This window comes from Primorskyibacter flagellatus (genome assembly GCF_014638275.1).
Classification (GTDB): Bacteria; Pseudomonadota; Alphaproteobacteria; order Rhodobacterales; family Rhodobacteraceae; genus Pseudooceanicola; species Pseudooceanicola flagellatus_A.
In genome coordinates, this window is sequence record NZ_BMFJ01000004.1 from 14,666 (window position 1) to 27,170 (window position 12,505).

General features: G+C 64.3%; 12 protein-coding genes. 11 read left to right on the top strand and 1 reads right to left on the bottom strand.

The features are described 5' to 3' along the window. The first annotated feature begins 112 nt into the window (after positions 1–112). The 11 genes from IEV87_RS20715 to IEV87_RS20765 all read left to right on the top strand — a co-directional run bounded on the left by IEV87_RS20715 (position 113) and on the right by IEV87_RS20765 (position 10,863). The gene (locus IEV87_RS20715) at positions 113–901 is read left to right on the top strand and encodes an enoyl-CoA hydratase/isomerase family protein (protein ID WP_229737748.1); all 789 of its coding nucleotides are present in this window, start codon (positions 113–115) and stop codon (positions 899–901) included. Between the two features lie 50 nt (positions 902–951). After that, positions 952–1,974, top strand: a complete 1,023-nt coding sequence (locus IEV87_RS20720; RefSeq protein ID WP_188479638.1) for an ABC transporter substrate-binding protein — start codon at positions 952–954, stop codon at positions 1,972–1,974. Positions 1,975–2,009: 35 nt separating this feature from the next. Further along, entirely contained in the window at positions 2,010–3,731 is a 1,722-nt protein-coding gene (locus IEV87_RS20725; RefSeq protein ID WP_229737749.1) for an ABC transporter permease, read from the top strand. Then, on the top strand, positions 3,731–4,891 hold the full coding sequence (locus IEV87_RS20730; protein WP_188479640.1) for an ABC transporter ATP-binding protein: 1,161 nt from the start codon (positions 3,731–3,733) through the stop codon (positions 4,889–4,891). Before IEV87_RS20725 ends, IEV87_RS20730 begins: the two co-directional genes overlap by 1 nt. Further along, positions 4,888–5,586 (top strand): 3-oxoacid CoA-transferase subunit A, encoded by a 699-nt coding sequence (locus tag IEV87_RS20735; RefSeq protein ID WP_188479641.1) that lies wholly within the window; start codon positions 4,888–4,890, stop codon positions 5,584–5,586. Before IEV87_RS20730 ends, IEV87_RS20735 begins: the two co-directional genes overlap by 4 nt. A gap of 7 nt (positions 5,587–5,593) precedes the next feature. Next, positions 5,594–6,247, top strand: coding sequence for a 3-oxoacid CoA-transferase subunit B (locus IEV87_RS20740; protein WP_229737750.1), 654 nt, complete (start codon positions 5,594–5,596; stop codon positions 6,245–6,247). Beyond that, positions 6,240–7,097, top strand: a complete 858-nt coding sequence (locus IEV87_RS20745) for an isocitrate lyase/PEP mutase family protein (RefSeq protein ID WP_188479642.1) — start codon at positions 6,240–6,242, stop codon at positions 7,095–7,097. Before IEV87_RS20740 ends, IEV87_RS20745 begins: the two co-directional genes overlap by 8 nt. Before the next feature lie 122 nt (positions 7,098–7,219). Beyond that, entirely contained in the window at positions 7,220–8,383 is a 1,164-nt protein-coding gene (locus tag IEV87_RS20750) for a thiolase family protein (RefSeq protein WP_229737751.1), read from the top strand. Positions 8,384–8,385: 2 nt separating this feature from the next. Then, entirely contained in the window at positions 8,386–8,784 is a 399-nt protein-coding gene (locus IEV87_RS20755; RefSeq protein WP_188479643.1) for a Zn-ribbon domain-containing OB-fold protein, read from the top strand. Then, positions 8,784–9,518, top strand: coding sequence for a dienelactone hydrolase family protein (locus tag IEV87_RS20760; RefSeq protein WP_188479644.1), 735 nt, complete (start codon positions 8,784–8,786; stop codon positions 9,516–9,518). Before IEV87_RS20755 ends, IEV87_RS20760 begins: the two co-directional genes overlap by 1 nt. A 325-nt stretch (positions 9,519–9,843) precedes the next feature. Further along, positions 9,844–10,863 (top strand): ABC transporter substrate-binding protein, encoded by a 1,020-nt coding sequence (locus IEV87_RS20765; RefSeq protein WP_188479645.1) that lies wholly within the window; start codon positions 9,844–9,846, stop codon positions 10,861–10,863. A 59-nt stretch (positions 10,864–10,922) separates the two neighbouring features. On the opposite strand, the gene IEV87_RS20770 is transcribed toward IEV87_RS20765, so the two are convergent. After that, positions 10,923–12,320 (bottom strand): FAD-binding oxidoreductase, encoded by a 1,398-nt coding sequence (locus IEV87_RS20770; protein ID WP_188479646.1) that lies wholly within the window; start codon positions 12,318–12,320, stop codon positions 10,923–10,925. Positions 12,321–12,505 lie beyond the last annotated feature (185 nt).

Genomic DNA, 12,505 nt, shown 5'->3' on the forward strand with positions numbered 1-12,505 from the left:
CGATTACCTAAAACTCAAATCATCCGCAACTTAATGTCGTTTGACGGTTTGGCCCCCCGCTCACACGATGAGACCCAGGTGGTTCGTCCGCGAACCGAGGGAGGAAGACAATTTGCCAATCGGACTAGAACATCGCGGGCATGTCGCGATCGTGACACTCAACCGGCCTGAGGCGCTGAATTCCATCGATCCGGAAACACGTGTCGAACTGCGCGGTATCATGGCCCGTCTCGGCGCGGACCCGGAAGTCCGCGTCGTGATCCTGACGGGGACCGGAGAGAAGGCATTCTGCACCGGGTCCGACCTCAAGAAGACGATGCCGCCTGCAGAAAGTTTCGCCTCGCTCGCCTTTGGCGCGACCGAACAGAAGCAGAGCACCGAAACCATCACGAACACCCTGTCGATCCCGCAGCCGGTCATCTGTGCCATCAACGGCATCGCCACGGCGGGCGGGCTGGAGCTTGCCCTGGCCTGCGACATCCGCATCGCCGCCGACCACGCGACCTTTGGGCTGTCCGAGGTGCGGGTCGGGTCCATTCCCGGCGGCGGCGGCACGCAGCGGCTGCCCCGGATCGCCGGGCTGACGAACGCCCTGCCCATGCTGCTGATCGGCGACCGTATCGACGCGGAAGAGGCGCTGCGCATCGGGCTGATCTGGAAAGTCGTGCCGGCGGAGGCGCTGATGGAAACGGCCCTCTCCGTCGCCGAGCGCATCGCCGGGAATGCGCCGCTGAGCGTTCGCGCGGTCAAATCGCTCGCCTATCAGGGGCTGTCGATGCCCCTGCGCGACGGCATCGACCTGGAGCGCATGACTTCAGGCGTGCTGCGCGACAGCAAGGACAGGATCGAAGGCCGCCGCGCCTTTGCCGAGAAACGCCCGCCACAATACCGGGGCGAATAGCGCATCGCAAAGCTGCGCAGAAGAAATGCCACAGGGAGAAGGAGATTGGCATGCTGAACAGACGGAGATTTCTGGGGACCACGGCCGCCGCTGCCGGTGTCGCCACGTTCGGAGGGCGCATGGCGCTTGCCGACGACGCCATTCTTGAAGCCGCACGCAAGGAGGGAACGGTCAACTGGTACTGTTCGCTCATCCAGGATCAGGCAGCGCGTCCGCTGAAGGCCGCGTTCGAGGCCAAGTATCCGGGTGTGACGGTGGAACTGGTCGCCGGCAAGGCGTCCGAACTGTTCCTCAAGATCAACGACGAACTTTCGGCCAGCCGGCTGCAGGCCGACGTCCACCATGGCGGCAGCACCGCGGCGAAACTGCTCGCCCAGGGTCAGCTTGCCGCCTACGTGCCGCCCGCCGCGTCCGCCTATCCCGATGACATGAAGGATCCGGACGGGTTCTGGACCGCGCAGGTCGTCAGCTTCCTCGTCCCCGCCTACAACACCGACATGGTGTCGGCGGAAGAGGCGCCGAAAACCTACGACGACGTGCTCGATCCCAAGTGGAAGGGCGCGATTGCCTGGGCGACCTCGATGACGCAGGGCGGCCCTCCGGGGTTCATCGCCACGGTTCTCGAGCTCATGGGCGAGGACGAGGGCATGGCCTACCTCAGAAAGCTCAGCGAGCAGCAGATCGTGAACGTGCCCGCCAACCAGCGGGTCGTGCTGGACCAGGTCGTCGCCGGAGAGTATCCGCTGGCGCTCTGCACCTTCTCGCATCATTCCGAGATCTCGAAGGGCAAGGGTGCCCCGGTGCAGTGGATCCCGCTTGAACCCAAGGTAACCACCACGGCGGATCCGGTCTTCCTGATGAAGGACGCACCCAATCCGAACGCGGGTAAGCTGCTGATCGACTTCATCGTCTCGGACGAAGGTCAGGAGGTCCTGGCCAAGGCAGGGTATATTCCCGGCAACCCGGCCTTCCGCGATCCCGCGCACAACCCGCCCGCCGTGTCGTTGTCTCCGTCGTTCGTTGGCGACAATATCGACACCTGGATCGGCATCTACGACGAGCTCTTCAAGTGACGCAGCAGGACACCATGAACCGGAGCGGGGGTGCCATGCACCCCCCTCCCGCCCGCGCACGACGGCGGCGGCCCCGCGCCTTCCGCGCTTCGGTGCCCTCGCTGATCATGACGGCGATCCTGTGCCTTCTCGTCCTGCCGCCGCTCGTCATGCTGTTCCGGACAAGCCTGGTGAACTACGAGGACGCCTCCGCACCCTATTCACTCATCAATTACGTGAAGCTGATCGAGGATCCGCTTCTTTACATCAGCACCTTCAACTCCGTCTTCTTCGCCGCGGGCGCGACCGTCGTGTCGCTGCTGATCGGCGCCACCGTCGCCTGGATCGTCGAACGGACCAACGCGCCGTTCAAGTGGCTGGCCTATGTGACCACCATCGTATCGCTCGGGACACCGGCGATCCTGTACGTGAGCGCCTGGATCTTTCTTCTGGGGCGCGCAGGCCCGGTGAACCAGTTGTGGAAAGAGATCACCGGATCCTTTCAGCCGCTGGTCAACGTCTATTCCATTCCCGGCATGATGCTGGTCGAGGGCCTGCTCTGGGTTCCGCTGGTCTTCCTGCTGTGCGGCGCGACGTTCAAACGCCAGAACGCCGACCTCGAGGAAGCCGCGCGCATGTCCGGCGGGTCCGTCTTCGACACCGTCTGGCGAGTGTCCCTGCCGCTGGCCAAACCCGCGCTCTACGGGCTCGCCATCTTCATCTTCATCCGTAATATCGAGGCCTTCGACGTGCCGGTCCTGCTTGGCACGCCGGGGGGTATCAAGCTGCTGACCTCGGACATCTACCTCAGCATGACCCGGGTTCCGCCGGACCTCGGCCATTCCAGCGCGTTTGCCATCGTGATGATCCTCTTCGTGTCGGCGCTGCTTTACCTTTACGGCAGGGTTTCCGCGAATGCGGATCGTTTTGCCAGCGTCACCGGCAAGGGTTTCCGCCCGCGTCCCTTCGACCTTGGCCGGTACCGCTGGATCGGCGGTTTCGTCATCATCCTCAACTTCCTGCTCGTGCTGGCCCTGCCCGTGCTGGCGGTGCTGTGGAATTCGGTCACGCCCTTCGTGCGCGGTTTCAGCCTGAAGGCGTTCAGCACCCTGACGCTCGAGAACTATGTGCATGTGCTGACGGACAGCTACTACCTGCAGCTTGCCCTGAACACTGTCTTCGTCGCGGCCATATCGGCCACGGTGGCCATCGCCGTCACCGCGGTCGCCGCATGGCTGTCGGTTCGGAAATGGCCGGCATCCGGGCCGCTGAACCAGCTTGCCAGCCTGCCGATCATCTTTCCAGGCATCGTCCTGGGCGTGGCGATGATCCAGCTGGCGCTGCGGACCCCCTTCGGGCTTTACGGGTCGATCTGGCTGATCGCGATTGCCTTCATCATCCGGTACCTGCCCTACGGCATGCGCTACGCTCAGCCCGCGGTGATGCAGATCCACCGGGAACTGGAGGAGGCGGCCAATGTCTCGGGTGCGTCCCAGCCCGGCACCTTCCGGCGGATCGTGCTTCCGCTGACCGCACCGGCCCTGCTGGCGGGATGGCTGTTCATCTTCCTCGTCGCCGCGAAAGAGCTGTCGATCGCCGTCCTTCTGGCCGGATCGCGGTCCAAGACCGTCGCCGTCGCGATGTTCGACCAGTGGACCAACGGGCAGGCCGGAGAGGTCGCCGCACTGGGGATCATCTGGACAATCGCCATGTCCTGCTGCGCAGCGCTCATGATGGCACTGTCGCGCAACGATATGAAATCTCAAGGAACTCTTTGATGGATTCGCAAAACCTCACTCTGGTCGTCGACGGTCTGTCGAAACTGTACTGGACCAAGTCCCGCACACCGGGCGGCGGCATCCAGCCGATCAGCTTCACGCTCGAACCCGGTACGTTCTTCACGCTGCTCGGTCCCTCGGGCTGCGGCAAGACCACGACGCTGCGCTGTCTTGCGGGGCTGGAGCATCCGGACGTCGGTCGCCTGTCCCTCGGCGGCACCACCTTCTTCGACGGAGAGGCGGGGGATCACGTCCCCCTCAACAAGCGGAACATCGGGATGGTCTTCCAGTCCTACGCAATCTGGCCGCACATGACCGTCTTCGAAAACGTCGCCTTCCCGCTGCGCGTCCGTAAGGAGCTGAAGCTTTCGGGCGAGGAGATCAGGCAGATGGTGACGCAGGCGCTCACCACCGTGGGGCTGGCAGGATACGAAAGCCGTTCCGCGACCCAGCTTTCCGGCGGCCAGCAGCAGCGCGTCGCCCTGGCCCGCGCCATCGTGCGAAAACCCGGCCTGCTGCTTCTGGACGAACCGCTGTCGAACCTCGACGCGCGGCTTCGGGACGAGATGCGGAACGAACTGAAACGCCTTCAGAAGCAGATCGGCATCACCACGATCTATGTGACGCACGATCAGGTCGAGGCGCTCGAGATGTCGGACGTCATCGCCGTCATCAACGCGGGGCAGGTGGAACAGATGGGATCGCCGCGCGATGTCTATGACCGCCCGGCCAACGCCTTCGTGGCGAATTTCATGGGCGCGACCAACTTCCTGTCCGCCCGGCTCAGTGCGGATCAGCCCGCCGACAGCCGCGGTACCGTGGCGCTGGACACCGGAGAAACTCTCGACGTCTGGTTCCCCCATGCCGTCCGCCGCACAGACCGCATCGCCGTGTCGATGCGCCCGGATGTGATCCGGCTTGCGGCGGCGGGGTCCGACAATCCCGAAGGTGGCAACCGCCTGACGGGGACTGTCGTGTCCTCCGGCTTCATGGGCAATATCGAGCGCTATTCCGTGAAGGTCGGGGACGAGATCATTCAGGTTCACCAGGCCCCGGATGCGCATTTCGACAGCGGCAGCCGGGTCGATCTGCTGTTCCGTCCCGAACGGACGCTCGGCCTGCTGGAGAACCGGGCCGAGGTCGTGGGGGCCGCCGCATGATCGACAAGCGCGTGGCCTCGCTGACCGAGGCGCTTGAGGGGATCGGGGACGGCGCGACTGTCATGATCGGCGGGTTCGGCGCGGTCGGACAGCCCGACGCCCTGGTCGACGCGCTTGCCGAGATCGGCCCGCGTGACCTGACGATCATTGCCAACAACGCGGGGTGGAGCGCGGAGACCGGGATTTCGCATCTCATGGCCCGCGGGCTGGTGCGCAAGATGATCTGCTCGTTCCCGAAAGGGTCCGAGGTGTTCAAGTCGCTTTACACCGCCGGCAAGATCGAGCTCGAGATCGTGCCACAGGGCACACTGGCCGAACGCATCCGCTGCGGCGGCGCGGGCATCCCCGCCTTCTTCACGGCGACCGGTTACCAGACCAAGCTGTCAGAGAGTAAAGAGACACGTGAATTCGACGGGCGACACTATGTCATGGAGCGCAGCCTGACCGCCGACGTCGCCCTGGTCGAGGCCTGGAAGGCGGATCGTTGGGGCAACCTGATCTACCGGGGGTCCAGCCGGAACTTCAATCCAATCATGTCCATGGCCGCGCAGCTGACCATCGCGCAGGCGTCGGAAATCGTGGACGGGGACGGGCTTGAACCGAATGCCGTCGTGACGCCGGGAATCTTCGTGAACCGCGTCGTGCAGGTGGAAAGTCGCGTGGACGACCTGCTGCGCGCGCAGAAAGCATCGTGAGGCGCAGATGACCGGAACCCCCACATCAATCGGCCTGGACACGGCAGGCATGGCCAAACGGCTGGCCGACGACATTCACGACGCCTGGTATGTAAACCTGGGCGTCGGTCTGCCGACGGAGGTCGCCAACTACGTGACCGAGGAACGGGAGGTCGTCTTCCATTCCGAGAACGGAATCCTCGGCATGGGTCCGACACCCGGCGACAACGAAATCGACCCGTGGCTGGTGAACGCTGGCAAGAAGCCCGTCACGCTCCGACCCGGTGCGTCATTGTTCCACCACGCCGACAGCTTCGCGATGATCCGCGGCGGTCACATCGACCTCTGCGTTCTGGGCGGGTACGAGGTGTCGCAGGCCGGCGATCTGGCGAACTGGACCACCCCGAGCGGCGATCTCATGCCTGCCGTCGGTGGCGCCATGGACCTCGCGGTCGGCGCAAAACGGACATGGATCCTGATGCGCCACACGACGAAGGACGGACAGCCCAAGCTGGTCGAAACCTGCACCTATCCGCTGACCGCGCCAGCCGCAGTCGACCGTGTCTATACCGAACTCGGCGTGTTCGAAATCCGCGACGGCGGCCTGCATGTCGTCTCCCTGTCCGAAGGCCTTGATCTGGAAACCGTACAGGCCCGGACCGGAGCGACCCTGCATGCCTGACCTTCGCCGCCTGACACCCGGCGAGGCACGGGCGAGGTTCCGCGCAATGCTATCGGCAGGCGACTGCATCCGCCCGGCCTCGGTCTACGACGCCCTGACCGCACGCATGGCTGCGGAACTGGGCTTTCCGGCGGGAATGCTGGGCGGGTCGGTGGCTGCTCTGGCGGTGCTCGGCTCGCCGGACCACGGATTGCTGACGCTGGACGAGTTCGCCGGGCTGTGCCGCCGGATCTGCCGGACGGGCGCCCTGCCGCTGATGGTGGATGCCGACCACGGGTATGGCAATGCGCTGAACGCCATGCGCTGCGTCGAGGAACTGGAGACGGCGGGTGTCGCTGCGCTGACCCTGGAAGATACCGCGCTGCCGCTGGCCTACGGACAGAATGGCGCGAAGCTGATCGGCCTGGCCGAGGCGAGAGACAAGCTGTCGGCGGCGCTGGAGGCACGGCAGGACCCCGGTCTGGTCATCATCGCCCGGACCGACGCCCGGTATCAGGATGCCGCCGACCTGACGGCCCGTGCCCGCGCCTTTGCCGATGCCGGGGCGGATGCGATCTTTCTGACCGGCGCACGCACGGTGGACCAGCTGACGGCGGTGCGAGAGGCCTCGGGCCTGCCGCTAATGCTCGCGGCACAGAAGGGCGATCTGGCCGGCGTCGATGTCGCTGCCCTTGGTGTCCGGCTTTGCCTGACGCCGCATGACACCCTGCCCGCCGCCCTGCGCGGCGCGTACCGGAGCCTTGCCGCCGTCGCATCCGCAGACGGAACCGAAGCACCGGAGGACCTGATGCGCCGGCTGAACGAAACAGAGCGCTACGACGACCTGATGCGGCGATTTCTCAAGAAGTAAGCCGCCGCGCGGAATCGAATTTTTCATATGCCCCGCGATTTATGGTCGTTTGACGCGCTGCAGCAGGACGCAAAGGGTGGCGATCAGTTTCCAGGGCTGAGAATATCCGGAGGAGGACCCAATTGAGCAAGGGATTACATAAGGTTGCGGGGGTCGTCGGTGTCGGCGACACGGACTGGCGCGCGGATTATGCCGCGCAGCGAAAGGGTGAACCGGCGCGGTTTGACGGGATCGGTCTGGCCTCGCTCGCGTTCAAACGGGCGCTGGCGGATTCAGGACTGAAACGCGACGATATCGACGGTCTCATCGTCGGCCCGACCACCCCCTACGAACGTATGGGCGAGGTGCTTGGCCTTGATACGAGATGGGGCGGGCAGGCCGACGCGATGCTTGGTGTCATCCAGGCCTGCATGGCGATCAAGTCCGGCCTGGCAGAGGTCGTCGCGCTGGTCTACGGCAACAACCAGCGTAGCGGAAAGGTCAACTACGGCGGCTCCAACGCAGCGGGGGGGCAATCCTTTCTGAGCTATGTCTACCACGCTCCATGGGGCTTCACCTCGCAGGGCGCCCTCTATGCGATGATGTTCCAGCGCTACATGGAGGAAACCGGTCTGACCTCGGCCCAGCTTGGCCAGGTCGCGGTCGCGCAGCGCGAGGCCGCGTCGCTGAACCCCGGCGCGGTCATGCAGGAAAGGATCACGACGCAGGATTACCTCGACTCCCGGTTCGTCTGCGAACCGCTGCACCTGTTCGACTACTGTCTCATAAACGACGGCGGCGTTGCCCTCATCATCGCGGAGGCAGAGCGGGCGAAGTCCATCCGCCCCGATCCGGTGATGATCCACGGGGTCGGCCGCTATGACCTCAACAGCGGCGCAACGAGCCTGGAGCCGCGCCTGACCGACTATTACCTGCCCGCGCAGCAGAAGGTGGCCGAGCAGGTGTTCAACATGGCCGGGGTCGGACCGGAGGACATGTCTTCCGCGCAGGTCTACGACAGTTTCTCCTGTCACATTCCGCTGGCTCTGGAAGGCTATGGCTATTGTCCGCCGGGCGGGGCCGGGCAGTTCCTCGAGGAAGGGCATCACAGGCTTGGCGGACGCCTGCCGGTCAACACCTCGGGCGGGCATCTGTCGGAAAGCTACATGCAGGGCTGGGCGCATCAGGTCGAAGCGGTCCGGCAGCTCCGAGGCCAGTGCGGTGCGCGACAGGTGCCCGGCTGCAATTATGTGCACTACAGTTCAGACGTGGCCGGCAAGGCCGTTTCGATCATCTACGGGAGGTAGAGATGGGCAAATCCATTCCGATCCAGGCGCTGACCGACCTGCCGATGTGGCAGAGCATCGAAGAGGGCGCGCTGAAGCTTCAGTTCTGCTCGGACTGCGACACCTGCCGCTATCCCCCTGCGCCGATCTGTCCGTCCTGCCTGTCGATGGACTCCGAATGGCGTCCTGTCACGGGCGAGGGGACGGTGATGTCCTGGGTGATCTTCCACCGGAAGTATTTCGACGATTTCCCGCCGCCCTACAACGCCATGGCCGTGCGACTGGACGAAGGTCCGATCATCGTGACCAACCTGCTCGATCCGGTGCCGGGGTCGTCGCTGATTGGCCGCAGGATCAAACTTGAGTATGTCGACCATGACGGACGCAAGCAGCATGGCGCCCGCCTGAAGGAGGCAGACTGATGTTCGAGCGCGAAGTATCCATCACCACGCGGCATGGCCGGATGACCACCTTCGCGGTCTGCCCGGACGAACAGGGACAGTGGCCGCTGATCCTGTTCTACATGGACGCCCCCGGCTACCGGGAAGAGCTGAAGAACATGGCGCGGCGCATCGCCAAACAGGGCTACTATGTGCTGATGCCGGACCTCTACTACCGCATCGGCACGGTCCGCTTCGACCTTCCCCGGCGTGAGGAGACGATGTCCGCCGTGGTCAAGGCCTGCATCCAGCACGCCATGAACCGCGAACAGATCATCGACGACACCGGCGCGGCGATTGCCTATGGCGATGCGCAGGCGCAGGTGAAGGAAGGCCCGGTCGGCTGCGTCGGCTACTGCATGGGCGGGCCGTTCATCACCTGGGCGGCGGCGGCCTATCCGGACCGGATCAAGGCGGCCGGGTCGCTTTACGGCGTGCGCCTGGTCAACGAGCTTGAGCAGTCGCCGCATCTCTGGATCGGCAAGGTCGAGGCGGAGGTCTATTTCGGCTTTGCCGACCACGATCCCGCCAGCCCCCGCGACAAGGTCGAGATCTTTACCAGGGCGATGGAAGATGCCGGTGTGAAACATCAGGTCGAATGGCTGACGGATACGGAACACGGGTTCTGCTTTCCCGAACGGGGCCATTACAACCCGGTCGCAGCCGAACTCGTCTGGACGCGGCTGTTCGGCCTCTGGGAACGCAACCTCGGCTGACCCGGCCGGGCATGGCGACGGACCGGAGCCGGGCGATCCCCGGCTCCGGTTTTCCGTTTCCGGACCGCCGGATAGCACCGCGTTTCAAAAAACTCATGACAAATTCACGTTTTCCTCGTTTGACCGGGGTAGGCGCCTCGTCAACCATCCCGGAGAGATGTGCGGCCGGGCCAGGGCGGAGGAGACCGGCCCCCCGGACACCGGAACCTTCGGCGTATATTTTCCGCGATCTCAGACCTTGGCAGACGGCCCGACCTTACTGCACGCCATCCCCGGCGTATGGCCTGCGGGTATGGCTGTCTGCGTCCAAACGGGATGACTGAAGTTGGACAGAAGACATTTTCTGAATACGGCAGCGGCGGCCGGACTGGTCACGGCGGTACCGAAACTGACCCTTGCGCAGGAACAGGCGCTGGTCGAAGCAGCGATTAAGGAAGGCGAGGTGAACTGGTACACGACCCTCGTCGTGAACCCGGCCGTCCGGCCGATGGTCGCCGCATTCGAGGCGAAGTATCCGGGCATCAAGGTGAACACCATTACCGGCAAGGTCGGCGACCTGCTGATCCGGGTCAGCGGCGAACTGGACGCCGACAAGCTTGAGGCCGACGTCTACCACGGGTCGACCACCCTGCAGGCGATGCGCAAGCGGGACGAGGTGGCCAGGTTCCTGCCCGACTCCGCACCGACCTATCCAGAGGCGATGGTCGACCCGGACGGGTACTGGATCGCGCAGGAAATCAACTATACCGGCCCGGCCTGCAATACCGACATGGTCAGCGAAGCCGACGCGCCGAAAACTTACGAGGACCTGCTGAACCCGAAGTGGAAGGGCAACATCGCATGGGCCGCCGCAATGCAGCAGAGCGGACCTCCGGGATTCATCTGCGCCGTGCTTGGCATCATGGGCGAAGACAAGGGGATGGAGTTCCTGAAGCGTCTGTCGGATCAGGACATCGTCAACGTGCCGACCAACCAGAAAGGCGTGCTCGACAAGATCGCGGCGGGGGAATACCCGCTTGGCCTGCAGATCTTTTCCCACCACGTTCTGATGATTCAGGAGGCCGGTGCGCCGGTCCGGTTCCTGTCCATCAGCCCGGCGGTCCTCAATACGATCGACCCCCTGTACCTGATGAAGAAAGCGCCCAACCCGAATGCGGGAAAGCTGCTGATCAACTTCATCTCCTCGCCCGAGGGGCAGAGGGTGCTTCTGGCAGGTCAATACAACCCGGCACACCCTGACGAACGTGATCCGGACAAGGACTACAAGGCCTTCACCCTCACGCCGAACATGGTGGCCGAACATCTGGAAAGATGGATCGGGATCTACGACCAGTACTTCGCCTGAAACAACGGGCCGCTGCCTTCCCGCGACAGGGGAGGCCGCGGTCCAGCGTGCAGGATTTTTCAGGGACGCCGCACCAGCTTGCCGGGGTTCAGCCGGTAATCCGGGTCGAAGAGAGACTTGATCCGTTCCTGCAACTTCAACTCTTCCGGCGGCAGAAGGCGATATGCCTCATCCAGCCGGTATTGCCCGATGCCATGCTCGGCCGAAATGGAACCGCCGAATTCGGTGACCATGTCGTGGACGAGCCGGTTGACCGCAACAGTGGACTCCTTTGTCACGCCGATGACGTTGTAGTGCAGGTTGCCGTCTCCAACGTGGCCGAAGACATGCAGCTTCAGGTTCGGATCGTAAGCCGTGATCGCGTCCCGCACCGCCGCGACGAAGCGGGGAAGGCTGCTGATCGGTACTGAAATGTCGTGTTTTGCCGAAGGACCGGCGGCCTTTTCCGCCTCCGCAAGGCTCTCGCGCAGGGCCCACATGTCCTGTGCCTGCTGCTGTGAGCTCGCCATTGCACCGTCCATGACCAGACCTTCGGAAAAGATGTGCTCCATGTAGTCGCCAAACACATCCGTCACGCCGCCGGAGACGCTCTCTGCCTGGATCAGCAGGACCCAGCCCGAGCGGTCGATCGGCATGCTCCGCCCGGTGAGATCGAGAACACGGTCAAGCGCTTCGCCCGACATGATCTCGAAGGCGGAGAGGCATTCGCCGATCCAGTCCCGGGCCAGTTCGAGCAGCGTCATCGCCATGGACACATCGGGCACGGAAAGCATGGCCGTCGCCGTATGCGCGGCGAGGGTCTGGATCCGGAGGGTGGCCGAGGTGACGATTGCCAGGGTACCCTCCGCGCCGACCAGCAGGGCGGGCCAGTTCATCCCGGCGTTGTTCTTGTGCAGCGGGATGGTGGTGCCGACGACCGAACCCTGCATCGTGACGGCCTGCAACCCCAGAACCATCTGGCCGGTCATGCCGTATCGCAGGACATTTGCACCCCCGGCATTGGTCGACACGACCCCCCCGACGGTTGCGGTACCGCTTCCCCCGAACGAAATGGGCAGATCGCGGCCAACCTGTTTCAGGGCATCCCGCAGGGTGTCGATCACGACGCCGGCCTCGGCGCTCACGGACATGCCGACCCGGTCGATGTCGGTGATCCTGTTCAGCCGCTCCGTCGAAACGACGATGCTGCGCCCCTCGTTCAGCGGCACTGCGCCGGCGGCAAGTCCGGTGTTGCCGCCCTGGGGCACGAGAGACAGGTCGCGCGACCTTGCAAAGCGGACGATGGTCACGACGTCTTCGACGGTGGCGGGTCTGACAACCGCGATGGCCCTGCCGGTTGTCGTGCCCTTCCAGTCGGTCAGGTAGCGGCCGAGGTCATTTCTGTCCGCCAGAACCGCGCCCGCCCCCAATGCGGTAGCGAGATCCTTCCGGATCGTGTCTGTTTCGCCTGAATCCATTCCCGCCCCCCTGTACCGTGCCGCCAAACTAACGGTCCGGGGAAGCCGTTAAACCGAGTTATTCTCGCCGCGCGGCTGAGCCTGACGCAAAAGCCGGGGCCGGAAACACCACGTCGCGGCGGCAAGCGATTTCCACTGTGCGTTCTGCCCCGCAGCGCGACCAAATCGCACCGCGAAACTGGTGG